We start from the raw sequence: 25864 nt of genomic DNA on the forward strand, positions 1-25864 counted from the left end.
AATAAAAAAGTAACATAAACCAATCGGTGTATCAACATTAAAAACATCGGTGTAATCAAAATCAATAAAAACAAAAATCATGGCAAAATTAATTTTCGGCACTACTGAAGAAAATGTAGTAACCCGCGAGGAGTTCCCTTTAGCAAAGGCACAAGACATTTTAAAAAACGAAGTAGTAGCTGTTATCGGTTATGGCGTACAAGGCCCCGGCCAGGCGCTTAATCAAAAAGACAACGGTATCAATGTAATTGTTGGTCAGCGTAAAAATTCTAAATCATGGGATAAAGCTGTTAGCGATGGTTTTGTACCGGGCGAAACTCTTTTTGAGATCGAAGAAGCTTTGGAAAAAGGCACTGTAATTTGTTATTTATTAAGCGATGCAGCGCAAATTGCTTTATGGCCAACTGTTAAAAAACATTTAACTCCAGGTAAAGCATTATATTTTTCTCATGGTTTCGGCATTACTTTCAATGAGCAAACCGGTATCATCCCTCCTGCTGATGTTGACGTATTTTTAGTTGCACCAAAAGGATCAGGGACTTCATTGCGTCGTATGTTCTTGCAAGGCCGTGGCTTAAACTCAAGCTACGCTATTTTCCAGGATGCTACAGGCCGTGCTTTCGAGCGTGTTATCGCTTTAGGTATCGCGGTTGGCAGCGGTTATTTATTCGAAACAGATTTCCGTAAAGAAGTATACAGCGATTTAACCGGCGAGCGCGGTACGCTAATGGGTTGTATCCAGGGTATTTTTGCTGCACAATACGATGTATTACGCAGCAATGGCCACTCTCCTTCCGAGTCGTTTAACGAAACTGTTGAAGAGTTAACCCAATCATTAATTCCTTTAGTTGCAGAAAATGGTATGGATTGGATGTATGCAAATTGCTCGACCACTGCACAACGTGGCGCTTTAGATTGGTGGAAAAAATTCCGTGACGCTACTAAACCGGTGTTTGAAGATTTATACAAAAGTGTTGCTACCGGTGTTGAGTCACAAAAATCAATCGACTCTAACAGCAAAACCGATTACCGTGAGAAACTGGACGCTGAGCTAAAAGAACTACGCGACAGCGAATTATGGCAAGCAGGCAAAACTGTACGCAGTTTACGCCCTGAGAATCAGGCTGTAGAAGCATAAGTTAAGTAGTAAGTATATAGTATCAAGTAGCAAGACTGGCAAAATAAAAGTCTTGATACTTGATACTCACTACTTGATACTAATTAAGATAATCAACAACAAAACAAAAAAATATGTTACACGATCCAAACCGAGTCTACGTTTTTGATACCACGCTACGCGATGGCGAGCAGGTACCGGGCTGCCAGTTAACTACCCCTGAAAAAATTGAGATAGCCCACGAACTGGAAGCATTAGGCGTTGACATTATTGAAGCGGGTTTCCCTATATCAAGCCCCGGCGATTTCCAGAGTGTGGTAGAAATATCAAAAGCTGTAAAGAACCCGATCGTTTGCGCATTAACCCGTGCTAACAAAGGCGATATTGACGCCGCTGTAGAATCATTAAGATATGCAAAACACCCACGTATTCACACTGGCATTGGCTCGTCTGATATGCATATCAAGAACAAGTTTAACAGCACCCGCGAAGAGATTTTAGTGCGTGCTGTTGAAGCTGTAAAATATGCCAAAAAATCTGTTGAAGATATTGAGTTTTATGCCGAGGATGCAGGCCGTGCCGATGTTCGCTACCTGGCTCAAATGATCGAGGCTGTTATTGCAGCTGGTGCTACCGTAGTAAACATACCCGATACCAACGGCTATTGCCTGCCCGACCAATATGGCGAAAAAATTAAGTTCCTGAAAGAGAACGTTAAGAATATTGATAAAGCCATTATATCTGTGCATTGCCATAACGATTTGGGTTTAGCTACGGCAAACTCCATTGCAGGCTTGCAAAACGGTGCCCGCCAAATAGAAGGCACCATTAATGGCATTGGTGAGCGTGCGGGTAATACCGCAATTGAAGAGGTGGTGATGATATTAAGGACACATCATGCTTTAGGCTTACACACCAACATCAACGCAAAGAATTTTTATGAGCTTAGCCGCATGGTTAGCTCGCAAATGCGCATGCCGGTACAGCCAAATAAGGCTATTGTTGGCAGCAACGCATTTGCACATAGTTCAGGCATCCACCAGGATGGTTTCCTGAAAAACCGTGAGAATTACGAAATTATCCGCCCCGAAGACGTTGGTTTTCCTAATGCGAGCATTGTGCTTACTGCGCGCAGCGGCAGGCATGCTTTAAAGTTCCATTTGGAGCGTTTAGGCATCAACCTTAATAAAGATGAATTGAGTGATGCCTATCACCGTTTCCTTACTTTGGCCGATAATAAATTAGATATTAATGATGATGACCTTTTATTGCTGATGACCGCCGATAACTCGTACGTTCAGGCTATGCAAAAAAGATAATAATAGAAATAAAAATGAGCAAGACATTATTTGATAAAGTGTGGGACACGCACGTAGTACGTAAAATTGACGGCGGACCGGATGTGTTATTTATTGACAGACACCTTATTCACGAGGTTACCAGCCCTGTTGCCTTTTTAGGCTTAAAAACCAGGGGCATAAGCGTTTTGTACCCTAACCGTACATTTGCTACTGCCGACCATAATACACCAACCATTCACCAGGACCAGCCGGTTGCCGATCCGCTATCAGCTAACCAGTTACACATGCTGGAGTCAAACTCGAAAGAGTACGGCATTAGCCACTGGGGATTAGGTCATCAAAAAAATGGTATCGTACACGTAGTAGGCCCTGAGTATGGTATAACCCAACCCGGCGCTACTATTGTTTGTGGCGACTCGCATACCTCAACCCACGGTGCTTTTGGTGCCATTGCGTTTGGTATCGGTACGTCCGAAGTTGAAATGGTTTTGGCTACCCAATGCATCATGCAGCCAAAGCCTAAAAAAATGCGCATTAATATTAATGGCAAATTAGGCAAGGCGGTTACACCTAAAGATGTGGCTTTGTTTATCATTTCGCAGTTAACAACATCAGGCGCTACAGGTTATTTTGTAGAATATGCTGGTGATGTTTTTGAGAACATGAGCATGGAAGGCCGTATGACCGTTTGTAACCTTAGTATTGAAATGGGTGCCCGCGGTGGCATGATCGCCCCGGATGAAACTACTATCAATTACGTAAAAGGCCGCGAGTTTAGCCCTAAAGGCGAGGCTTGGGACAGAGCATTAGCTTATTACAAAACCTTAAAAACTGATGCCGATGCGGTATTTGATAAAGAATTAACGTTTGACGGCACCACCATCGAACCCATGATAACTTACGGTACCAACCCGGGTATGGGCATGGGTATATCGCATGATATCCCTGACGCTGCCGATGTTGAAGGCGGCGCGGCTACTTATGCCAAATCATTAGGCTACATGGGTTTCCATGAAGGCGATTCAATGATTGGCAAACAGGTAGATTTTGTATTTGTTGGCAGCTGTACCAATGGCCGTATAGAAGATTTCAGAGCGTTTACATCGCTTGTAAAAGGCAAACATAAAGCTGATAATGTTACAGCATGGTTAGTACCGGGATCGCATATTGTTGAGGCACAAATTAAAGAAGAAGGCTTATTGGATATTTTAACCGAAGCCGGATTTGAACTGCGCCAGCCCGGTTGCTCGGCTTGTTTAGCTATGAATGATGATAAAGTACCTGCAGGCAAATACGCGGTAAGTACCTCAAACAGGAACTTCGAGGGCAGACAAGGACCGGGATCACGCACCATGCTGGCTAGTCCGCTTGTTGCAGCAGCAGCAGCCATCACCGGCGTAGTTACAGATCCAAGAACATTAATTGAAGAATTAGCATAAAGAGGTCCATAGACCATAGTCGATAGTCCATAGCTGACCGCTATCCAAGAACTATCGACTATGGACCATGGACTATAAACTAAAAAACATGGCTTACGATAAATTTAACATACTTACAAGCACCGCGGTACCATTGCCTATAGAGAATGTGGATACCGACCAATTAATACCTGCCCGCTTTTTAAAAGCTACGGAGCGCGTTGGTTTTGGTGATAACCTTTTCCGCGACTGGCGGTACAATCCGGACAATACGCCCAAAAAAGACTTTGTATTAAACGACCCTACCTATACCGGTAAAATACTGGTAGGTGGTAAAAACTTTGGTTCGGGCTCATCAAGAGAGCACGCCGCCTGGTCAGTTTACGATTATGGTTTCCGTTGCGTGGTGTCCAGCTTTTTTGCTGATATTTTTAGAGGTAATTGTCTAAACATTGGCGTATTACCGGTACAGGTTAGTCCGGAGTTTTCTGAGAAGATCTTCGCGGCGATATTTGCTGATCCGAAAACAGAGATCGAAGTAAACCTGCCAAATCAAACTATCACCCTTTTAGCCACCGGCGAAAAAGAAACGTTTGAAATTAACTCGTACAAAAAGAATAATATGCTTAACGGCTTTGATGATATTGATTATCTGCAAAGCATAAAAGGCGAAATTGAGGAGTTTGCAGCGCAGCTTCCTATTTAAATACGACTAAAAGTTCCCCTCTTTAGAGGGGGCGCGTAGGGCCGTGCGAAAGCAGGGGTGTGTTATACGAGCGAAAGGACACACCCCCTCCACCCCTCTCAAGAGGGGAATCACACAGCCCGCCGCTTTTTGCATTACATTATTAACACCAATCGAAGGCGTTTCACCATAGCTAAACGTTTTTACCTTAATATACAGTAGCTACCTTGGCAGCTAACTTAACTACAATGGAAAGAAGGAAGATAGAGATAATGGATACCACACTGCGCGATGGCGAACAAACATCGGGCGTGTCTTTTTCTATTTCAGAAAAACTAACCATCACCCAATTATTGCTGGAAGAACTTTGGGTTGATCGTGTTGAGATAGCATCGGCACGGGTATCAGAAGGCGAGTTTCAGGCGGTTAAAACAATTTCAACCTGGGCGGCCGCAAATGGCTATACTGATCGCATAGAAGTACTGTCGTTTGTTGATAATGGGGTATCTATTGATTGGATGATCAACGCCGGGGTAAAGGTGCAGAATCTTTTAACAAAAGGCTCGTTAAATCACCTCACCCATCAGCTTAAAAAAACACCCGAGCAACATTTTGCCGAGATAAAACAGATAATTGAGCTGGCCGCTAAAAATGGCATTGCCACCAATGTTTATTTAGAGGATTGGAGTAACGGTATGCGTAACTCGCCCGATTATGTTTACCAGTATCTTGATTTTATTACCAAACAACCGGTAAAAAGAATTTTACTGCCGGATACGCTGGGCGTTTTAACACCTGCCGAAACCTATAAGTTTTTATCGGCACTGATAGCTAAATATCCGGGTATCCATTTTGATTTCCATGCCCATAATGACTATGACCTGGGGACCGCGAATGTTTTGGAAGCCATAAAAGCCGGCATACATGGCCTGCACCTAACCGTAAACGGTATGGGCGAGCGGGCCGGCAACGCGGCATTAGCCAGTGCCGTAGCCGTAATAAATGATTTCGCGCCCGAGGTGGAAATTGCGTTGAAAGAGTCATCCATCTATACCGTTAGTAAATTGGTGGAGACCTTTTCGGGTGTACGGATTCCAACGAACAAACCTATTGTCGGCGAAAATGTATTTACCCAAACCGCAGGCATACACGCCGATGGCGATAACAAGAACAATCTGTATTTTAACGATTTGCTTCCGGAGCGTTTTGGACGCAAACGCGAGTATGCGTTGGGTAAAACATCAGGCAAAGCCAACATCGAAAAAAATCTGCAGGAACTGGGCCTTAAACTAAATGATGCCGACCTTAAAAAAGTTACCCAACGGGTTATTGAATTAGGCGATAAAAAAGAAACGGTTACTAAAGAAGATCTGCCTTATATCATATCCGATGTATTAGATAGCAGTTTGTATGACGAAAAGGTTATTGTAGACTCGTATGTACTGATGAACGCTATGGGTTTGCGCCCATCGGCAACTATATCGGTAAGTATTGATGGTGAAAAATTTGAAGAGAACGCGCAAGGCGATGGCCAGTTTGATGCCTTTATGAATGCGCTGGCCAAAGTTTATACCAAGAAACAAAGAACGTTACCCAAACTGATTGATTACGCCGTACGCATTGCCCCAGGCAGCAGCTCGGACGCGTTATGCGAAACCATCATCACCTGGGAAACGCCCGAGAAGAAATTTATAACCCGCGGTTTAGATTCGGATCAAACCGTTTGCGCCATTAAGGCCACGCAGAAGATGCTGAATATAATATAACAAAGCCGTCATTGCGAGCGAGGAACGAGCGTGGCAATCTCTACATAGGACATTCCCACATACAAAGTTCAGAGATTGCCACGCTACGCTCGCAATGACGTGTTGAATTAAATAGATAAATAATAAACATAACTATAAAAATGAAACTGAATATCGCCCTTTTAGCAGGAGATGGAATTGGACCAGAGGTTATTGACCAGGCTGTTAAAGTATCCAACGCTGTAGCAAAAAAATTTAATCACGAAATTGTTTGGACAGCCGCTTTAACCGGCGCTGCCGCTATAGATGCCGTTGGCGAACCTTACCCGGATTCGACCCACGAGGTTTGTATGGCTGCTGATGCGGTTCTGTTTGGCGCTATCGGCCACCCACGTTTTGATAATGACCCTAAAGCTACGGTAAGGCCGGAGCAGGGTTTATTGAAGATGCGTAAGAAATTAGGCTTGTTTGCTAACGTGCGCCCAACGTTTACTTTCCCATCGTTAATTGATAATTCGCCGTTAAAAAGAGAGCGTATTGAAGGTACAGATCTTATTATTCTACGCGAGCTAACCGGTGGTATCTACTTTGGCGAGCGCGGCAGATCAGAAGATCGCAACACCGCTTTTGATACCTGTACTTATACCCGCATGGAAGTACAACGCCTGGCTAAACTAGGTTTTGAAATGGCCATGACCCGTAGCAAAAAACTTTGCTGCGTAGATAAAGCCAACGTATTGGAAACCTCTCGCTTATGGCGCGAGACTGTACAGGATATGGAAAAAGATTATCCTGAAGTTACCGTTAGCTATGAATTTGTTGATGCCGTGGCTATGCGCCTGGTACAATGGCCAAGCAGCTACGATGTATTAATTACCGAGAATTTGTTTGGTGATATTTTGACTGATGAGGCATCTGTAATATCAGGTTCAATGGGTTTAATGCCATCGTCATCAATTGGTGTGCATACATCGCTTTTCGAGCCTATACACGGTTCATATCCGCAGGCAGCGGGTAAAGACATCGCTAATCCCTTGGCGACTGTATTATCAGCCGCTATGATGTTTGAAGATGCCTTCGGATTAAAAGAAGAAGCAGCATTGATACGCGAAGTGGTAAATAAATCATTAGCCGAAGGTATAGTAACCGAGGACCTTTCCGGTAAAAATAAAGCCTACAAAACCAGCGAAGTTGGCGATTGGTTGGCTAAGAATATATAATAATACAGGCGCGCGGGCTGTCACTCTGAGGCTCTCGAAGAGTGAGCGTAAAGGCCCTCGCACGTACCTTCGACAGGCTCAGGCTGACAACGCTCTTTGTATTGTGAGCTCAGCCAAATATATACTAACTTTGTATTCATAAAATACCCTGTAAAACCGTTATTAAACAATAACGGTTTTGCTTTTTAATACTAATACCCATGGATGTTAAATTAGATTTTGAAGCTGCCGCGAAGCGATTAGCCGATGTGGTTAAACACACTCCTTTAGAGTACAACGCCGGCCTGTCTAAAAAATACGACTGCGAGATATACCTAAAGCGTGAGGACCTGCAAATTGTACGCTCCTACAAACTACGCGGTGCTTACAACATGATAAGCCAGTTAACAGCCGATGAGTTAAGCCGTGGTATTGTTTGCGCCAGCGCGGGCAATCATGCGCAGGGTGTGGCTTTCTCCTGCAATAAACTGGGTACTAAAGGCGTAATTTTTATGCCCGAAATAACTCCCAAACAAAAAGTAAAACAAACAGAAATGTTTGGCAGCGGCAATGTAGAAATAATTTTAGTTGGCGATACTTTTGATGATTGCCTGTTAGAAGCGCTTAATTACACCAAAGCCCATAACATGACCTTCATCCCTCCTTTTGATAATTATAGTATTATTGAAGGGCAAGGCACTGTCGGTGTTGAGATATTGGCAGATCTGCCTGGTGTGGAGGTAGTAATAATGCCAATCGGTGGTGGCGGACTTGCTGCAGGTGTGGGTACTTATCTAAAAGAAAAAAATCCTAATATATTAATAGCCGGCGTTGAACCGGAAGGCGCACCATCTATGCTAAAAGCATTTGAACATGGCGGCCCGGTTACATTGCCAGAGATCAATCGCTTTGTTGACGGAGCCTCCGTAAAGCGGGTAGGTAATTTAACTTACGAGCTTTGCACCAAAGTACTGGACGATATGCTGCTGGTTGCCGAAGGCAAAGTTTGCACTACTATATTAAAGCTATATAATGAGGATGCTATTGTTGTTGAACCCGCAGGCGCCTTGTCGGTTGCGGTGCTGGATAGTTATGCCGATAAAATAAAAGGCAAAAAAGTGGTTTGCGTAATGAGCGGCGGTAATAATGATATTGCCCGCATGCAGGAGATCAAAGAAAAATCATTGCTTTACGAAGGGTTGAAGCATTATTTTATCATCCGTTTTCCGCAACGTCCGGGCGCGTTAAAGCTGTTTGTAAATAATGTACTGGGGCCTTATGATGACATCACCCGCTTTGAGTTCATCAAAAAAACCGAAAAAGAACAAGGACCTGCCTTGGTTGGCATCGAACTAAAAGATCCTGCGGATTATACAGGCTTGCTTAAACGGATGGAAGAATATCGTTTTGAGGTTATTGAGCTAAACAGGGATCAGACTTTGTTTGAGTATTTAGTATAGCCAATGAAAGATTTGACAACTTTTTAAAAGTTGTCAAATCTAAATCAGCAATTACTTCCCGTTCAAATCCTGCAAGTGCCTTTTCTCCGGTGGTAAAGCTTTATATTTTTGATATGAGTCGTTAATGTACATAGCTAAGGTTGGCCCATTATTATTCTTCACATAAGCATAGGTGGGGCGATAAATAGCCATAAAGTTTTGCAACTCAATCCCCTTTAGTGGTACAAGCGTTGCAACGTAACTTGCTGTATAATATTTATCTACATACCGTTCGCGTTCCTCGTTATCAAAGTAGCGTTTCATGCGGCGGGCATCCTTACCTTCTTTAGAGAACCAGGTACTTGGCGACATTACGTACACCTTGCTCTTTCTATATACGTCAGGATATTCAACCCGTGGATCAAAGTTTCTTTTATTGGTGCCATTAATATCAACCTGCATTAATGCGATACCTATCGGCCTCAATTCGATAGTTAAAGGTCTGGCATCTATTATAAAAACACTATCAGATATATAACCCGGCGAGTCAAAAATGATCAGGTGGTTTAAGTCGCTTTTTATCTCGAATCTACCGTTCTTATCGGCCAGCGCCACTTGCTTGTTGTTGGTATCATGAACAAAAACATTGGCTAATCTATCGTGGGTGCCGGCCTCAACTATTTCTCCTTTTATCAGCCATTGCGCGTTGGCGGTGCAGGCTATCAGCAATAATACAATAATTCCGATATAGCGTTTCATAGGTCTGGTAATTATACCCTTAAAGTAACTCAATTATAGTACCAATATTGGCATTTAACTATTTTTAACAAATAGATTACAAACAAAAAACCCGGCCTAAACCGGGTTTCTGTTTTTATTTCTTCCAAACGTTGTTTGATGGATTATAATCCGGCAGTGTAGCGTCAGGGTTATAAGTAACTGATTCTATCTCTTCGGTTGACGGGTATTTAAACGACCAGGTAACGTTACGCTCCCATACTTCGGCAGTATAATTTACGCGCTCGGTTTTACCGCTTACAAATTTAATATCCAGTACAACTGGCATGGCCATTTTCTCCAGGTTATCTAAAGTAATGATAGCGCCTTTGGTTGGGTCGTTATCCGGATATTTAACACCGCGCACGGCAACATCTAAGCGCCAGGTGTTTTCAAACCAACCTCTCCAGAACCATTGCAGGCTTTCGCCAGAAGCATTTTCTATTGTACGGAAAAAGTCATCAGGTGACGGATGTTTAAATGCCCAGCGGTTAATGTAGGTTTTAAACGCAAAATCAAAACGCTCAGGGCCTAATATCTGCTCGCGCAATAAAACTAAGCCCGCACTTGGTTTGCTGTATAGTAAAGTACCGTTATTGGTTTCTTTAAGGTTATCAGGATTACTCAATATCGGCTCCAAAGTTGGCCTGGTGAAAGCTCCCCAGGTAGCTATCTGGCGCTCGGGAGTGGTAGGGCGATAAAACTCACCTTTTAATGAGTTTTTGGTTGATAGTGTATTGATGAAAGTATTAAAACCTTCGTCCATCCATCCATATAAACGCTCGTTTGATCCTACGATCATCGGGAACCAGGTATGGCCAAACTCATGGTCGGTTACGCCCCAGCCGCCATTTAAACTGCAAAATACAATGCCGGGATACTCCATACCGCCTGCTTTACCGGCAACGCTGGTAGCATTAGGATAAGGGAACTCGAACCATTTTTTCGAGTTATACTCGATTGATGCTTTAATAAATTCTGTACTACGGCTCCACTGACCGCCGCCTGCAAGGCTGCTTTCAATTGGGTAGGCTGATATAGCCAACGTTTTTTTACCACTTGGCATATCCATTTTAGCGGCGTCAACAATAAATGATGCCGAAGCACCCCATGAAGCATCGCGCGCGTTTTTGATCTGGAAGTGCCAGGTCAGTTCTTTTTTTCCTGCCGGACGCGATGCCGGGTTGGTAACCTCATCCGCCGTACGGATCATTACCGTTTTATCGCTTTGCGCGGCTTGTGCCCAACGTTTTAGTTGTTCGGGGGTATATACGTCTTTAGGATTCAATAAGTCGCCAGAGCAAACTACAATGTCTTTAGCAGGCGCGGTTATGTTGATATCAAAATCGCCATACTCTAAATAAAACTCGCTTTCGCCGGTATAAGGCAAAGTGTTCCAGCCTTGCAGATCATCATACACGCACATACGCGGGTACCATTGTGCCACCTGGAAGATCTTCCCGTTTTTAGACTGGCCCTTTTCTGTACCTTGTAAGATAATACCCATACGGTCTGATCCATAATCAGGCGATACGAATGAGTATTCTATTTTCAGTTTCAATTGTCCGCCACTGGCAGCTAGCTGGCTTGGCAAAAACACCTGCATACGGGTATCATTGATAAGGAATCTGGCATCAACAGTGGCAGAGGTTTTACCCTTAACAATACTTAATACTTTAACAGATTTTATTTTGTAACCGGCATCAAACACCTGGCCCTGGCCCCAGTTACGGCTGCGTTGGTTACCGGTATTATCCAGCGGTACTTGTTTTACACCTCTCGAATCTTGCTTAAATAAATTTTGATCTAGCTGCATCCATATAAAGCCCAGCTTTTGCGGGCTGTTATTGGTATAAGTTAAAACCTCGGTACCGACAACTTCGTTAGCATCCTCATGCAAGGTTGCGGTTAGCTGATAGTCGGCGCGGTTTTGCCAGTATTTAGGGCCGGGTTGGCCATCGGCAGCACGCACATCATTACCATTTTTGGTATAGAAAAATGGTTTCCAGGTTTCGTGATAATCATACTTGGTTGGCGGGGCGTTCGGATCGACAACTTCAACAGCACGGCCCGCACGAGTTGGTTGTGCCGCAGCAGGTGTACCCGACTGTGTCCTGGTTGGTGGCGTAGATTGTGCATTAGCGGTGCCCAAACCTGCGCAAAAAGCCAGCATTAAACCGGCGGTAATGTTAAATTTCATTCAGTTAAATTTTAGTTTGAAGTGTAAAAATATAAAAATAAGCGTACAGAATTGTACGTAAGCAAATTATTACGAAAGGTGCCGTAGAAACGCAATGCATTGCGTCTCGTAATGATTTATTTAGGGAGACGCAAGGCATACGTCTCTACGGGTTATTTACCAAAATGCTGCTGGTAAACCGCCTCATCAAACCCGAAAAACAAGAAGCCACCGTCTTCAATAACAGGTCTTTTTATCATGCTGGTTTTTTGTTGCAGTAATTGCAATCCATCTGCTTTGGTTTTGATACTTTCTTTGATTGCGGGGTCCAGTTGTTTCCAGGTAAGGCCTGCCTTGTTCATAAACTTTTCGTAACCGGCTTTGGTATCCCACTCCTTTAGTTTCTCCGGGCTTATGCCCAGTTTTTTAAAATCATGAAACTCGTAAATAACCTGGTTGGCCTTAAACCAGTCGAGCGCTTTTTTAACTGTATTGCAATTGGGGATACCGTAAACTTTCATGATTGTTATTTATTATACTTAGTCATCGTCAACTCCGTCCCTATCGCGGCAAAGCTTTTTATCATTTCTATTGATTTATCTATCAGAGCAGGCAGCTCGGGTTGTTCATCAGCATCAAAGCCGCTTAATACATAATCTACCTGGCGGCCCTTGGGGTAATTATCGCCAACGCCGAAACGCAGTCGTGCGTATTCATTATTGCCTAAAGTAGCTTCAATATGTTTTAGTCCGTTATGGCCGGCGGCGCTGCCTTTAGGTTTAAGGCGCAGGGTGCCTAATGGCAGGGCAATATCATCAACCAATACCAATACATTTTCTATCGGGATCTTTAACTCCTTCATCCAATGGTTTAGCGCCTTTCCGCTAAGGTTCATGTAGGTGGTTGGTTTTATTAAATGGAGGGTGCGGCCTTTATGGCTTACTTCGGTATAGTAGGCCAGGCGCATGTTATGAAACTTTGCGCCCTCCTGCTTTGCCATTTCATCCAATATCATAAACCCAATGTTATGCCTTGTATCAACATACTCGGGGCCAATGTTACCTAAACCAACTACCAGATATTTCATACCATTACTAACCGGCACCGGCGGCTTTTTAGCCGGTGTCGCTTTTTTTAAATATTTACTAAAATAGGGACGTATGCCCATTAGCCCCCCGGCCCCCTAAGGGGGGAGCCAGATTAGCAGCGAATATATTAACATTAAATAAAAAAAGCGACTGGCTTATGCCAATCGCTTTAGTTTTCCCATATTCCCCCTTCAGGGGGTTAGGGGGTAATTATTTTTTACCGCCTGCTGCTGCTTCTTGCTCAGCCTGACGTAATGCACGTGAAGTTGTTACAGAAACAATAGTATCTTCTTTACTGTTTAAGATAGTAAGGTTAGGGAAACTTAATTCAGAGACCTTAACAGATTTACCTACTTCTAATTCGGCAATGCTAACATCAATAAAGTCTAAATGATCTTTAGGCAATGCTTTGATGCTTAGTTTACGCAATTTTTGAACCAATTTACCACCTACTTTAACACCTGGAGAAGTACCTGTTAAACGTACAGGGATCTGGATAGCGATAGGTTTCTTTTGATCCAATAATAAAAAGTCTACGTGGATGATCTGCTCAGTTAATGGATGGAACTGCAGATCTTTAATAATAGCTTGTGATTTAACACCAGCAATGTCAAGGTCGATGAAATGAACAACCGGAGTATAAACTACGGGTTTCAAATCAGCTGCGGACACCGAAAAGTGGGTTTGTGTTGCACCACCGTAAAGCACTGCCGGTACCAAAGCCTGGTAACGCAGCTCTTTCGCGTCTCTTTTCCCTACGTTCTCTCTTGGAGAACCGCTAATAGCAATTGATTTCATTGTTAATTATTTATTTGTTTTATTGTTAAGCCTCACATCGCGTAAGGATATTTTTAATCATTTTGGAGCCATTATTAAGTCTCCCCTACCGGGGGAGATTTAGAGGGGGCTTATTCTACTTTAAACAACTGGCTTATAGAGCCATGCTCGTTTACATTCATTATCGCCTTAGCAAACAGATCACCGGTTGATAACACGGTTATCTTCGGGCTGGTGTGTTTTAGCGGTATGGTGTCTGTAACTATCAGTTCTGCCAGGGCAGAGTTCTCAATAGTTTCATAAGCATCGCCTGATAATACCGGATGTGTACAAACCGCGCGAACGCTGCGTGCACCTTTATCCATGATCAGTTGCGCCGCTTTTGCTAACGTGCGTGCGGTATCACAAATATCATCTATCAAAACAATATCCTGGCCGGTAACGTCACCTATCAGGGTCATTGATTCAATTTCGTTGGCGCGTTTGCGTTGTTTATCGCAAATCACCACTTCGGCATTAAAGAACTTGGCAAAGCCACGTGCCCTGTATGATCCGCCCATATCCGGCGAAGCAATGGTTAATTTACTTAACTCCAGGCCTTTTATATAAGGCACAAAAATTATTGATCCATCCAGGTGATCTACCGGGATATCAAAAAATCCTTGTATCTGCGCGGCATGCAAATCCATGGTCATAATGCGGTCAATACCCGCGGCTACCAATAAATTTGCAACCAGCTTAGCGCCTATAGCAACGCGCGGCCTGTCTTTCCTGTCTTGCCTTGCCAAACCAAAATAAGGTATAACAGCGTTTACGTGATGGGCTGATGCACGGCGGGCGGCATCTATCATCATTAATAACTCCATTAAATTATCGGTAGGCTGATGGGTAGAATTTATCAGGAAAACATCACAGCCACGTACCGACTCATTAAAATGCGGCTGAAACTCGCCATCGCTAAAACGCGATAAGGCAGAATCGCCCAGATCATGGCCATAAGCATCAGCTATTTTGTGTGCCAGATCTTTCGATCCGGAACCTGCAAATAATTTAACTGTGTTAAACTGTAATGGCATTTTCTGATTTGGAATTTTGGATTTTCGATCTCGGATTTGCAGCCGACCTCTAAATTCCTTGTATCAATCTGTATAAACAACAATTTCGGATTTGAATCTTCCACGGACAAAATCCGAAATTGAAAATCCGAAATCCGAAATTGAAATGTTGCCCGACCAGGATTCGAACCTAGACAAACGGTACCAAAAACCGTTGTACTACCTTTATACTATCGGGCAATCTCCACCTCCGAAACATACGTTCCGAAAAGGAATGCAAATATAAGACGAAATTTTCAACTTCAAAATCTAAATTTTAAAAAAGTTCAAAACTCTTTGTCCTGCTGTAAATTATGTTAAAATATGCTAAATCCTCCCCTACCTAACTACAACATCAGGTTAGTTTTATTACTTTCGGTCTTGATAAAACCCATTACCTATACAATTTCGAAATGAAATACAATAAAATTAACAACCTGTTTGGCTGGTTAGCCTTCCTTGTTGCCTCAATAACCTACATTTTAACACTTGAGCCATCTGCCAGTTTTTGGGATTGCGGCGAGTTTATTGCCTGCGCATATCGCTTACAGGTAGCACACCAGCCGGGGGCACCTTTGTTTACCATGATAGGTAAAGTATTCTCCTTATTATCAATGGGTAATGTTACTAAAGTAGCTTACTGGACAAACACCGCATCGGCATTAGCCAGCGGTGCTACCATATTATTTTTGTTTTGGACCATCACCGCGCTGGCAAAAAAGATCCTCATTAAAAAAGAGGACGACCTGCACATCACCAATATTATACTAATTATGGGTGCCGGTATGGTAGGTGCTTTGGCTTATGCTTTTTCTGATACGTTCTGGTTTTCGGCGGTCGAGTCGGAAGTTTATGCGCAATCATCGCTTTGTACAGCCATTGTATTTTGGGCCATATTAAAATGGGATGCCCATGCGGACCAACCGCATGCCGATAAATGGATCATATTTATAGCCTATGTAATGGGCCTATCCATAGGTATACACTTGTTAAACTTACTGGTAATACCGGCTATCGCGCTGGTTATTTACTTCCGTAAATCAAAAGAGGCCAGCACCTGGGGTACTATTAAAGCTTTTTTATTGGGCGTTGTAATAGTGGCGGCAGTATTATGGGGTATTATACAATACACTGTGAAGGGTGCCGCTTTTAGCGACTTATTTTTTGTAAACACTTTAGGCCTTGGATTTGGCAGCGGAGCGATAGCGTTTTTCCTGTTATTATTCGCAACCATAATCGCAGGTATAATTTATACCGTTAAGCCATCAAACACTACCATTATTATAGCGGCCGCCTGCTTTGTAGCTACGCTAACTATTAGCGCGGGCATAATAGGTTTTATAATGGCGCTAGTGATAGCGGCTATATTAGAGTATGCCGTTAAAATACGCGAAAAACGTTTTGCCTTAAACAGCTTTTTAGTTTGTACTGCTTTTATATTGTTTGGCTACAGCTCTTTTGTAATGATTGTTATTCGCGCCAAAGCAGGCACCAATTTAAATAACAGTAACCCGCAGGATGCCTTTGCTTTAAACGGATATCTTAACCGTGATCAGTACGGCGACACGCCATTGCTTTATGGTCAGTTTTTCGATTCGAAACCTATTGACCAAACCGAGGGTGCGAACATCTATCGCCGTGGCGAAACTAAGTATGAAATAGTAGGTAAAAAACAAAATATCATTTACGACAGGAATACCATCTTCCCGCGGATGTTTAGCGAGAAGGCAGGAGATCCGCAATTTTATAAAGATTGGGTGCATTTAGATGAAGGACAAAGCCCAACATTTGCTGATAACCTTTCTTTCTTTTTTACATGGCAGGTTAACCAAATGTACACCCGCTATTTCCTTTGGAACTTTGTTGGCCGCGCTAACGAAATGGACGGACAGGGAAAAGGTATAGATGGCGACTGGATAAGCGGTTGGAATTTCAACAAGACTCTACCGTATTCGGTAACCAAAAGCAAAAGCTATAACCGTCTTTTCTTTTTACCGTTGATATTAGGGTTGATAGGTGTTTATTTCCACTTTAAGCGTAACCAAAAAGATGCGGGTGTGGTTGGTGTGCTGTTCTTCTTTACCGGCATAGCCATATTGCTATACCTTAACCAGGACCCTTTACAGCCCCGCGAGCGAGATTATGCCTATGCAGGTTCGTTCTATGCCTTTGCTATCTGGATAGGTTTGGCGGTATTGTGTATTGCCGATCTGTTAAGTAAAAAAGAAAGGAAATTAAATGCTGCTATACTATCAACAGTAGTTTGTTTAAGTGTAGGCCCAATTTTAATGGCTAACCAGGAGTGGGACGACCATGACCGCTCTACCAAACTTACGCCGCATGACATGGCTTATAACTACCTTAATTCGTGCGCGCCAAATGCCATACTGTTTACTTATGGCGATAACGACACCTACCCCCTATGGTATATACAAGAGGTTGAAAATGTACGCCCTGATGTACGTATTGTAAACTTAAGTTTGCTGGGTACAGACTGGTACATTAAACAAATGACGGGTAAGATGAATGAGTCGGCACCGTTACCGCTTAGCATGGCTTATAGCAAGTACAAAAATGGCACGCGCGATGTAATCTATTATAACGATGCCAAAATACCGGGATCATTAGAGTTAAAAGATGTGTTTGATTTCATCACGTCAGACAATAAAGCTGTGATGGCGCAGTTGGAAGATGGCAGCTCTGCAAATTATCTGCCTACCAAAAACTTTAAGATCACCATAAATGCCGATGATATTATAAAAACCGGTACGCTGCCTGCTGAGAAAAAGGACCAAATAATACCCGAAATGGATTTTACCTATCCGGGCAGTTTTGTTACTAAAGATAATTTAGCCATGATGGATATATTGGCGCATAATAACTGGAAAAGGCCGGTTTACTTTACCGTAACCTGCCCGCCCGATAATATGATGGGATTGGGCAAATACATGTATAACGAAGGTTTTGCATTCCGCCTGTTACCGCTAAAACCCGATACCACTGCAACGCCGCTGGAAGCTACGAATAGCATGGTAATGTATAATAACCTGTTTAATAAGTTTAAATACGGCAATTTTAAAACAGCCAGTTATTTGGATCACGAATCATTAACCCAGTTTTATCCCCTGATTAACCGTGTGTATTTAAATCTGGCCGAAGGTTTGCAGAAAGAAGGTCATACCGATCTGGCTAAAAACACCTTGCGTAAATTTAATGAGGTAATGCCTGATATTATACCGGTGCAGGAAGTAGCCGTACGTAAATTTTATATGGCCGAAACTGCTTATCGCATAGGCGACAAGGCACTGGCCGACAAATTGGTTAGCCGTGTGGCTGATTATATAATTAACTCGCTTAACTATAATTACACTATATTTAAAGACAATAAGCAAAGCGCCAATAGTGGCGAGATACAATTTGGAATATCGCTATTTAACGCGTTAACTGGCCTTACCAAAACTTATAACCCAACATTATACGCCAAGTACCAACCGCAATTAGATATTTATGTAAAAGATTTTGGGGTGAATATGAAGCAGTAAGCCCCTTACGCAAGCGTTTAAAACAAATAAAAAAAGCGGGTGAGCATAATGCTCACCCGCTTTTTTTATTTAAAATGTCATTGCGAGCAAAGCGTGGCAATCGCAAGGATGCAATGTGGATATTTTTCGCGATTGCTTCGTTCCTCGCAATGGCAAAAATTTTCTATCCTTCTACCACCACACCCATCGAGCAAAATTTATCTATACGCTCAGTAACCAGTTCGTTAACATCGCGCTCTTTAAGGGCTTTAATATCTTTTAGTAATTGTTTTTTAAGGATGGCTGCCATAGCAACCGGGTCTTGATGAGCACCGCCAATCGGTTCTTTTATCACACCGTCAATCAGCTTATTTTTAAGCATCTCAACCGATGTTAGCTTCAGCATTTCGGCAGCACGTTCTTTTTGCTCCCATGTTTTAAACAGGATGGTCGAGCAGTTCTCCGGAGAGATAACCGAGTACCATGAGTTATCCAGCATCATTACTTTATCGCCAATGCCAATACCCAATGCACCGCCCGATGCGCCTTCGCCAATAATAACACAAATTATAGGCACTTTTAAAATGGCCATTTCCAGCAGGTTGCGTGCGATAGCTTCGCCTTGTCCGCGTTCTTCAGCTTCTAAACCGGGGAAAGCTCCGGGAGTATCAATTAAGGTAACAACAGGTTTGCCAAATTTTTCGGCTAAACGCATTAAACGTAGCGCCTTACGATAACCTTCGGGGTTAGCCATACCAAAATTGCGGTACTGGCGCTCTTTAGTGTTACGGCCTTTTTGGTGACCGATGAACATTACTGTTTCGCCATTTAAGGTGCCGAAACCGCCAATAATAGCTTTATCATCGCCTACAGTACGATCGCCATGCAGCTCGATAAAATCATCGCACATTAACTCTAAATACTGTAAAGTGTAGGGTCTTTCGGGGTGGCGCGATATCTGCACCTTTTGCCAACCGGTTAGGTTGCCATATATTTCTTTCTTGGTTGATTCCAGTTTATTCTCCAGCTCGGTCACTGTTGCAGACATATCCAACTTGTCTTTGTCTTCAACCTGCTTCACTTTTTCAATCTGGTGAAGCAATTCTGCCAATGGCTTTTCAAAATCAAACGTAATCTTCATATCTAAATAATCAGGGCGCTAAATTAAATAAATCAAACGGCATATTCATCAATTACGTTTTTGTAAGCCCTCATACATTGCCATTTGCTGCTGCGATAGTAGTTTTTGTGTTGATAAACAGGCTTGTAGCAAGGCGTTTTTTAACTCGCCCTGGTATAAACCGTAGCGGTTGGCATAGAAAATAAGGTTGCCATCCACTACCCTGTTGTATCTAAACATGCTGTCCAGCATCCTTTCTGTATCAATAATTGAGCCGCCAATTTGCAACCGGCGGCGGCGCAGATAGGCACTGGCCTCGGTTAGTTTTTTAATTTGAATGGGGCTAAGGTCCAGTTGAACGCGCCATTTTAATACTTTATCGGGCAACGGGTAATGGTTCATTTCTGCAACGCGGGCCAGGTCCTCGCCTGCTTCACCTTTTAAATAAGCCTGGTATTGCTGGTAAGTTAAAGTACGTGCCGGCGAATGTTTGCCGGCAGTATCGGTATGGCTTTGTGCATAAATTGAGCCGCCGCACAGTATCAGCAAAAAAGAAAATATAGTTTTACGCATAGAATATTGTTTACCGATAAACACCGTTTTTGCCGCAAAGTTCAAATAATTTAATAATTCTCGCGCATGGCCGCTAATTGTAATTACCGGCGCGATTTTAATCAGCTATAAAAATGAAAAGGGCAATCCCGACTATCATATTTAACAATACTTTAACAGTGCCGCCACTCTAAAACAGAAAAGAATAGTTAAATTAGCGATAACTGATCACAGTACTATCTTAACGCTATGCAAATCAAACCTTTAATCACATTAACCCTATTATTTTGCTGCGGATTATCCGCTTTCAGTCAAACCAGGCTAAACGGCCGCGTTATTTCAATTACAGATAAACAGCCTATCCCCAATGTATCTATCAGCTTGCAAGGCAAAGATATTGGCACCGTTACTAATGATGAAGGCAGGTTTACATTAGTTGCGCCACTAACCCCGGCAGACTCGTTAGCTATTGATTACCTAGGCTATCGATCACAAAAAATAAGTTTGAAGAATATTAGTTTAAGCACAAACCTGGTTATACAACTGGATACTTTGGTGCAACAACTAAAAGAAGTCGCTGTTAAGCCACTCACCCTGCGCCAATTGCTGGATAGTATTACCCATCATAATCAAATGGCATTTTTAAACCCCATGAAGCTGAATGGTTATTACCGAGAGTTTGTATTTACCAATAATAAATGTACTGAATATTCGGACGCGCTGACCACCTATTTTAGGGGCACCAACAAACTTTCAGACGATGGGCAGTTAAAGATCATTGCCTCGCGCTGCGCCGAAGCGAAGGAGGATAATAAGGATAAAGATAAATCGGCCGCAAAAGAGTTTTACCTCGAATCTAAAGTAGCGCCTAATAAACTGTTTGAATATGCGATGCTATATGGTATGATAGATAAGTATTTTCCGGTTGAGGATTTGAAGAATTTTAGTTATTCAATAGAGAGCGTAGAAAACTCTACCGACCTGGTTGTTACCGTATCGCCAAAACCCGGCACAGATAAACTGCATAGGGTAACGTTCCATTTAGCTGATGATTTTACCATGCGATCTTACCGCTTAGAGATAGACCCTAAACGTATGCAGAATTTACCGGAACGCAGTTTGCTGGGTATTCACGTAAAATTATTAAAACGCTATGCCGAGGTTAATTACGAGCGATCAGGCAATAAGATATATCCTAAGTTTTTCAAGTTTGATGTGATGGTACACATCGGCGGCAAGTTTTTGGGGACGGCATTTGACCAAACCTACAACCCCAGGAGCGAGTATGTTACCACAGACATAAGTACCAACGACCTTAAACCCTTTGCCCGCGGCGAAGTGTATAAAAAAGGCAACCTCTGCAACAACGGCATCGCCATTAATGATACCTTACTGAAAGAGCATAATTTTATTACCCCGAGTCGTAAGGATAGTTTGGCGATAAGTTCGATGAGGTAAGCCCCTCACAACCCTCCTCGGAAGGGAGGGCTTTAAAAAAACACATGAAAAAGTCTCCCTACCGGGGGAGATTTAGAGGGGGCTTTAGAGAGGGCTAAAAAAAAGTCGCCCCTACCGGGGGAGATTTAGAGGGGGCTTGTATATATTTGCGCCTATTATGAGCAAGAATACCGACGAACTGTTTAAAAACGTTATCGCACACGCCAAAGAGTATGGCTTTGTTTTCCCAAGTAGCGAGATTTATGATGGACTTAGCGCCGTTTATGACTACGGCCAATTTGGTGCCGAGCTAAAAAACAACCTTAAAACCTACTGGTGGAAAAGCATGGTGCAAATGCACGATAATATTGTCGGGATAGATTCGGCTATATTTATGCACCCTAAGATCTGGAAAGCTAGTGGCCACGTTGACGGCTTTAGCGACCCCATGATAGACAACAAAGACTCTAAAAAACGCTACCGTGCAGACCAACTGCTGGAAGATAAAATAGAACGTTATAATAAAGACGGCAAAACCGAAAAAGCCGCCACCCTGCAACTTGACATGGACAACGCCCTCAAAACCGAGGACCTGCCCCGCCTTAAAGAACTGATAATCGAGCATGAAATTGCCTGCCCTGTAAGTGGTACCCGCAACTGGACAGACGTACGCCAGTTTAACTTGATGTTTAGCACCCAAATGGGTGCCGTGGCTGATGATGCCGATGTAGTTTACCTGCGCCCCGAAACCGCGCAAGGTATATTTGTAAACTATCTAAACGTACAAAAATCAGGCAGGATGAAAATTCCGTTTGGTATTGCGCAGATAGGTAAGGCGTTCCGTAATGAGGTTATTGCAAGACAGTTCATTATCCGTATGCGCGAGTTCGAGCAGATGGAAATGCAATACTTTGTGCGCCCCGGCACACAGAAGGAATGGTTTGAAAAATGGAAAGCCACCCGCCTGCAATGGCACCTGGCTTTAGGTACCGATGCTGCCAAATACCGTTACCACGAACACACCAAGCTGGCCCACTATGCCGATGCCGCTTATGATATCGAGTTCGAGTTTCCGTTCGGCTTTAAAGAGGTAGAAGGTATCCACAGCCGCACCGATTTCGATCTGAGCCAGCACCAGCAATTCTCGGGCAAAAAGATGCAGTATTTTGATCCGGAGGTTGACCCGGCTACCGATAAACCCTACGGCAATTATATCCCTTATGTAATTGAAACATCAATAGGTTTAGACAGGATGTTCCTGCTTACCATGATAAATGCTTACGAGGAAGAAGACTTGAGCACAGACGAGAAACAAGACAGCCGCACCGTACTGCGCCTGCATCCTTGCCTGGCCCCGGTTAAAGCCGCTATATTCCCATTAATTAAGAAAGATGGACTACCCGAAAAGGCCCGCGAGATAATGGACCAATTAAAACTCGACTTTAACTTACAATACGAAGAGAAAGATGCCATTGGCAAACGCTACCGCCGCCAGGATGCTATAGGTACGCCGTTCTGTATTACCATTGATCATCAGACTTTAGAAGATAACACCGTTACTATCCGCCATCGCGATAGCATGAAACAAGAACGCGTGCCCGCCGACCAACTGGATAAGATTATTGGCGATTTGGTGAGCTGGAAGAATTTGTTGAGATAAGAAGCCAATATTAGACTTAGAAGTTTTAGAAACTTCTAAGTCTTTTACTTTTTAAAGCCTATTCTGTCTCTTTCGTCCCACTTTCTTTGAGCAGCTTTTTCGTCAATTAAATTTTCCATCGCATCATAGATATGGTTTAATTGCGTATCATACTCGCCTAGCCTGTCTTTTATTTCCTGTAATTGCTCCCTTCATATCCATTTGCTACAAAGGCGCGCATAATGGCAATCTTGCTCTGTAAAAGCATAAGGTATTACGTTGTATATCGTTTGTTTTTAAATGCGGTAACAGTTTGTGACTGCATTAGATGATTGCCATGCGATGCGGTAACAAATTGTGACCGGATAATAATCCATTCGGATAGCGCGCGAGCCAGAGCATGTTTAATTAAAAATACTATTATATAAAGCCTGATTAATCACCTTTTAATCAGGCTTTTTTAATTATTATTTTCGGTATTTTTTAAATAATAACTTATACTTTAGCTTCTTAATATAATATATCATTGAAACCTTATTCCTTTTTACTTATAGTTTTGTTACTGGCCGGGCCCAAAGTGTTTGCAATACAGCAGAGCAAAGCCACGGACAGTCTGCGCAAACTGGTTTCATCCGCGCTGAAAAAGAACAGGCAACCTACTGACACACTTACCATACACCGCATTAACAAATTGGCGGGCAGTTTTTTCCAGTCGCAGCCCGATAGTACCTTATATTATGGCGAGTTAGCGGTCCGCCTGTCAAAAAAAATTAACTTTTTATTGGGTATGGCCAATGGTTATGTAAAAATAGCCGGAGTAAATATTTTCAGAGCTAATTATACGGCGGCGGCACAAAATTATAGTACCGCGCTGCGGCTTTATCAGCAGCTTGATAACAAAAAGGGTATTGCCGATGCCTATACCGGTCTTGGCCGCGTACAGTATTTTTTAGGCAAATACAACAACGCCTTACAACTGTATAACAAGGCACTACCTTTATATCTTAAAACGCCCGGCGAAACAGATGAAGGCGATTGCTACAACCAAATGGGCAACTCCTATGATAACATGAGCAATTTTAGCAAAGCGATTGATTATTATTTAAAATCGCTTATCATCAACATCAAACATAAAGATACCCTTGCAGCTGCCAATAAGTACAGCAACATAGGTGTTATTATGCAGGAGCTGGAGTTGTACCCAAAGGCCCTTAGCTACTACAGCCGCGCCCTTGCGCTTTGGGGAAAACTGGGCGACCAGCAAGGCATCGGCACCGGTAATCTAAACATTGGCGACTTGTACATAATCCAGGAAAAATATAAGGAAGCTATGCCTTATACCAATAAGGCGTATGCCATTTTCCGTAAAATGAATGATACCGAAGGCCTGGGGATGGTGTATTATGATCTGGGGCTGTATAACTACTATACAGGCCGAAAGGACACCGCCATATATTACCTTAACCTGGCCCTGCAATCGTCCATTAAAAAAAACATGTTGTTTAATACGGCCTATTCCTACCAGGGGCTGGCCAAGGTTTACAACTCCGAAAAAAAGTATGCGCTGGCCTATAAATACGCCATGGGTGCGCAGGCCGCGGGCCATAAGTTAAACAGCCTGTTGGTATTAACAGACGCTACCCTGCAGGTAAGCACCGCGCTGGCCGGCCTAAGGCGCTTTGAGGAAGCCTATCATGAGCACCAACAATACTCGGCTTATAAAAGCGACCTGAAGCATAACGAGGCCGTGCATAAAGTAATGTTGATTAACATGGAGCTTGACTTTGCCAAAAAGCAAAACAAAGTTACCGTCCAACAACATAAAAAAGAGCAGGACTACCAAACACGCCTGGCCCACCAAAATAGCGAGATCATGATCTCGGCCGGCCTTATTGTGATATTGACCATTGTGGCTTTAATGTATTATACCGGCCAAAGCAAACAGCAGACAATAAATAAACTACTTGAACAAAAAAATCAGGAAGTAATACAACAGCAAACCAAACTAAACGAACTAAACACCTTAAAGGACCGCCTGATTGGTGTTTTAGCGCATGACCTGCGCGCACCTATAAGCACCCTGCGCGGCCTGTTTAACCTCATGACCGAAGACGGCATAACCCACGAAGAGTTTATGGCCATGACCCCGCGTGTGTACGCCACCCTGGAGCATACCAGCGACTTTTTAGATACCCTTTTATTCTGGATAAACAGCCAGGTAGACGGCGCCGAAACCAAAACCCAAAACTTTGCACTTGCCAACCTGGTTAACCGCGAACTGCAACACCTGGACGAAAAGCTGAAACAAAAAGGCATAACCACCCAAACCGACATATCGCCCGAAGTCATAGTACTGGCCGACCCCAACCCCGTGCGCATTGTGATACATAACTTTTTAACCAACGCCATTAAGTTTAGCAACCGCGGCGGGGTAATACATATCTCGGCACAGGTACAGGACAGCAGCGTGGCATTTTGCCTGAAGGACCATGGCATAGGCATGGAAGCCGCCTACCTAACCAACCTGTTTAAAAGACAGGTAACCAGCAACACCGGCACCGAAAACGAAACCGGCACCGGCATGGGCCTGCTATTTTGCAAAGATCTTATAGAAAAACAACAAGGCACCATCTGGGCCAACAGCACCCCCGGCCAGGGGACAGAACTTTGCTTTAGCCTGCCGATAGGTAAGCTGGGTGAGGTGTAGGTAATATTAACAAAGCGACAGGAAGCCAGCTAATAACTAGCCAACTAACCATGGCGTTCCGTCTAAAGC

Annotated in this window: 19 protein-coding genes and 1 tRNA gene; 11 read left to right on the plus strand and 9 right to left on the minus strand. The window is 43.2% G+C overall.

Annotated elements, in window-relative coordinates; all coding sequences use genetic code 11:
- The first annotated feature begins 79 nt into the window (after nt 1–79).
- The 7 genes from ilvC to ilvA all read left to right on the plus strand — a co-directional run bounded on the left by ilvC (nt 80) and on the right by ilvA (nt 8925).
- A complete protein-coding gene (gene ilvC / locus JWQ34_RS08460) occupies nt 80–1138 on the plus strand; it encodes a ketol-acid reductoisomerase (protein ID WP_299356433.1) in 1059 nt (352 codons plus the stop codon).
- A gap of 113 nt (nt 1139–1251) precedes the next feature.
- Nucleotides 1252–2436 carry a 2-isopropylmalate synthase gene (locus JWQ34_RS08465; protein WP_299356435.1) on the plus strand — a complete coding sequence of 395 codons (1185 nt, stop codon included), beginning with the start codon at nt 1252–1254 and terminating at the stop codon, nt 2434–2436.
- A 14-nt stretch (nt 2437–2450) separates the two neighbouring features.
- A complete protein-coding gene (leuC, locus tag JWQ34_RS08470) occupies nt 2451–3857 on the plus strand; it encodes a 3-isopropylmalate dehydratase large subunit (RefSeq protein WP_299356437.1) in 1407 nt (468 codons plus the stop codon).
- Between the two features lie 88 nt (nt 3858–3945).
- Nucleotides 3946–4542: a 3-isopropylmalate dehydratase small subunit gene (gene leuD, locus JWQ34_RS08475; protein ID WP_299356553.1), complete on the plus strand. Its 597-nt coding sequence runs from the start codon at nt 3946–3948 to the stop codon at nt 4540–4542.
- A 227-nt stretch (nt 4543–4769) separates the two neighbouring features.
- A complete protein-coding gene (locus JWQ34_RS08480) occupies nt 4770–6287 on the plus strand; it encodes an alpha-isopropylmalate synthase regulatory domain-containing protein (protein WP_299356438.1) in 1518 nt (505 codons plus the stop codon).
- 140 nt (nt 6288–6427) lie between these two features.
- A complete protein-coding gene (gene leuB / locus JWQ34_RS08485) occupies nt 6428–7486 on the plus strand; it encodes a 3-isopropylmalate dehydrogenase (RefSeq protein ID WP_299356440.1) in 1059 nt (352 codons plus the stop codon).
- Between the two features lie 200 nt (nt 7487–7686).
- Nucleotides 7687–8925: a threonine ammonia-lyase IlvA gene (gene ilvA, locus JWQ34_RS08490; protein WP_299356442.1), complete on the plus strand. Its 1239-nt coding sequence runs from the start codon at nt 7687–7689 to the stop codon at nt 8923–8925.
- Between the two features lie 51 nt (nt 8926–8976).
- Here the strand turns inward: ilvA and JWQ34_RS08495 are convergent, their stop codons facing one another.
- From JWQ34_RS08495 to JWQ34_RS08525, 7 genes are all read right to left on the minus strand, one after another.
- Nucleotides 8977–9663: a hypothetical protein gene (locus tag JWQ34_RS08495; protein ID WP_299356444.1), complete on the minus strand. Its 687-nt coding sequence runs from the start codon at nt 9661–9663 to the stop codon at nt 8977–8979.
- A gap of 115 nt (nt 9664–9778) precedes the next feature.
- A complete protein-coding gene (locus JWQ34_RS08500; protein WP_299356446.1) occupies nt 9779–11881 on the minus strand; it encodes a M1 family metallopeptidase in 2103 nt (700 codons plus the stop codon).
- 152 nt (nt 11882–12033) lie between these two features.
- Nucleotides 12034–12381, minus strand: coding sequence for a Spx/MgsR family RNA polymerase-binding regulatory protein (locus JWQ34_RS08505; protein ID WP_299356448.1), 348 nt, complete (start codon nt 12379–12381; stop codon nt 12034–12036).
- Between the two features lie 5 nt (nt 12382–12386).
- Nucleotides 12387–12947, minus strand: a complete 561-nt coding sequence (gene pth / locus JWQ34_RS08510) for an aminoacyl-tRNA hydrolase (protein ID WP_299356554.1) — start codon at nt 12945–12947, stop codon at nt 12387–12389.
- A 211-nt stretch (nt 12948–13158) separates the two neighbouring features.
- Nucleotides 13159–13746 (minus strand): 50S ribosomal protein L25/general stress protein Ctc, encoded by a 588-nt coding sequence (locus tag JWQ34_RS08515; RefSeq protein ID WP_299356450.1) that lies wholly within the window; start codon nt 13744–13746, stop codon nt 13159–13161.
- A 110-nt stretch (nt 13747–13856) separates the two neighbouring features.
- The gene (locus JWQ34_RS08520) at nt 13857–14801 is read right to left on the minus strand and encodes a ribose-phosphate pyrophosphokinase (RefSeq protein WP_299356452.1); all 945 of its coding nucleotides are present in this window, start codon (nt 14799–14801) and stop codon (nt 13857–13859) included.
- 148 nt (nt 14802–14949) lie between these two features.
- Nucleotides 14950–15020: transfer RNA gene (locus tag JWQ34_RS08525), tRNA-Gln, on the minus strand.
- Nucleotides 15021–15232: 212 nt separating this feature from the next.
- Here JWQ34_RS08525 and JWQ34_RS08530 point away from each other — a divergent pair.
- Nucleotides 15233–18361 carry a DUF2723 domain-containing protein gene (locus tag JWQ34_RS08530; RefSeq protein ID WP_299356454.1) on the plus strand — a complete coding sequence of 1043 codons (3129 nt, stop codon included), beginning with the start codon at nt 15233–15235 and terminating at the stop codon, nt 18359–18361.
- A 163-nt stretch (nt 18362–18524) separates the two neighbouring features.
- On the opposite strand, the gene JWQ34_RS08535 is transcribed toward JWQ34_RS08530, so the two are convergent.
- Both JWQ34_RS08535 and JWQ34_RS08540 read right to left on the minus strand, forming a co-directional pair.
- A complete protein-coding gene (locus JWQ34_RS08535) occupies nt 18525–19481 on the minus strand; it encodes an acetyl-CoA carboxylase carboxyltransferase subunit alpha (RefSeq protein WP_299356455.1) in 957 nt (318 codons plus the stop codon).
- Between the two features lie 48 nt (nt 19482–19529).
- Entirely contained in the window at nt 19530–20033 is a 504-nt protein-coding gene (locus tag JWQ34_RS08540; protein ID WP_299356457.1) for a hypothetical protein, read from the minus strand.
- Between the two features lie 228 nt (nt 20034–20261).
- Between JWQ34_RS08540 and JWQ34_RS08545 the strand changes: the two genes are divergently transcribed.
- The 3 genes from JWQ34_RS08545 to JWQ34_RS08555 all read left to right on the plus strand — a co-directional run bounded on the left by JWQ34_RS08545 (nt 20262) and on the right by JWQ34_RS08555 (nt 25795).
- Nucleotides 20262–21470 (plus strand): carboxypeptidase-like regulatory domain-containing protein, encoded by a 1209-nt coding sequence (locus JWQ34_RS08545; RefSeq protein ID WP_299356459.1) that lies wholly within the window; start codon nt 20262–20264, stop codon nt 21468–21470.
- Between the two features lie 157 nt (nt 21471–21627).
- On the plus strand, nt 21628–23109 hold the full coding sequence (locus JWQ34_RS08550) for a glycine--tRNA ligase (RefSeq protein ID WP_299356461.1): 1482 nt from the start codon (nt 21628–21630) through the stop codon (nt 23107–23109).
- A gap of 505 nt (nt 23110–23614) precedes the next feature.
- The gene (locus tag JWQ34_RS08555) at nt 23615–25795 is read left to right on the plus strand and encodes a tetratricopeptide repeat protein (RefSeq protein ID WP_299356463.1); all 2181 of its coding nucleotides are present in this window, start codon (nt 23615–23617) and stop codon (nt 25793–25795) included.
- The last annotated feature ends 69 nt before the right edge of the window (nt 25796–25864 follow it).

This window comes from Mucilaginibacter sp., assembly GCF_028288185.1.
In the GTDB taxonomy this organism is placed as follows: Bacteria; Bacteroidota; Bacteroidia; order Sphingobacteriales; family Sphingobacteriaceae; genus Mucilaginibacter.

Coding starts and splice junctions, on each gene's coding strand:
- pth (WP_299356554.1), bottom strand. CDS start 12,947: ATGAAATATCTGGTAGTTGGTTTAGGTAACATTGGCCCCGAGTATGTT.
- JWQ34_RS08500 (WP_299356446.1), bottom strand. CDS start 11,881: ATGAAATTTAACATTACCGCCGGTTTAATGCTGGCTTTTTGCGCAGGT.
- JWQ34_RS08495 (WP_299356444.1), bottom strand. CDS start 9,663: ATGAAACGCTATATCGGAATTATTGTATTATTGCTGATAGCCTGCACC.
- JWQ34_RS08550 (WP_299356461.1), top strand. CDS start 21,628: ATGAGCAAGAATACCGACGAACTGTTTAAAAACGTTATCGCACACGCC.
- ilvA (WP_299356442.1), top strand. CDS start 7,687: ATGGATGTTAAATTAGATTTTGAAGCTGCCGCGAAGCGATTAGCCGAT.
- JWQ34_RS08520 (WP_299356452.1), bottom strand. CDS start 14,801: ATGCCATTACAGTTTAACACAGTTAAATTATTTGCAGGTTCCGGATCG.
- leuD (WP_299356553.1), top strand. CDS start 3,946: ATGGCTTACGATAAATTTAACATACTTACAAGCACCGCGGTACCATTG.
- JWQ34_RS08465 (WP_299356435.1), top strand. CDS start 1,252: ATGTTACACGATCCAAACCGAGTCTACGTTTTTGATACCACGCTACGC.
- JWQ34_RS08535 (WP_299356455.1), bottom strand. CDS start 19,481: ATGAAGATTACGTTTGATTTTGAAAAGCCATTGGCAGAATTGCTTCAC.
- ilvC (WP_299356433.1), top strand. CDS start 80: ATGGCAAAATTAATTTTCGGCACTACTGAAGAAAATGTAGTAACCCGC.
- leuC (WP_299356437.1), top strand. CDS start 2,451: ATGAGCAAGACATTATTTGATAAAGTGTGGGACACGCACGTAGTACGT.
- JWQ34_RS08545 (WP_299356459.1), top strand. CDS start 20,262: ATGCAAATCAAACCTTTAATCACATTAACCCTATTATTTTGCTGCGGA.
- JWQ34_RS08540 (WP_299356457.1), bottom strand. CDS start 20,033: ATGCGTAAAACTATATTTTCTTTTTTGCTGATACTGTGCGGCGGCTCA.
- JWQ34_RS08505 (WP_299356448.1), bottom strand. CDS start 12,381: ATGAAAGTTTACGGTATCCCCAATTGCAATACAGTTAAAAAAGCGCTC.
- JWQ34_RS08530 (WP_299356454.1), top strand. CDS start 15,233: ATGAAATACAATAAAATTAACAACCTGTTTGGCTGGTTAGCCTTCCTT.
- JWQ34_RS08480 (WP_299356438.1), top strand. CDS start 4,770: ATGGAAAGAAGGAAGATAGAGATAATGGATACCACACTGCGCGATGGC.
- leuB (WP_299356440.1), top strand. CDS start 6,428: ATGAAACTGAATATCGCCCTTTTAGCAGGAGATGGAATTGGACCAGAG.
- JWQ34_RS08515 (WP_299356450.1), bottom strand. CDS start 13,746: ATGAAATCAATTGCTATTAGCGGTTCTCCAAGAGAGAACGTAGGGAAA.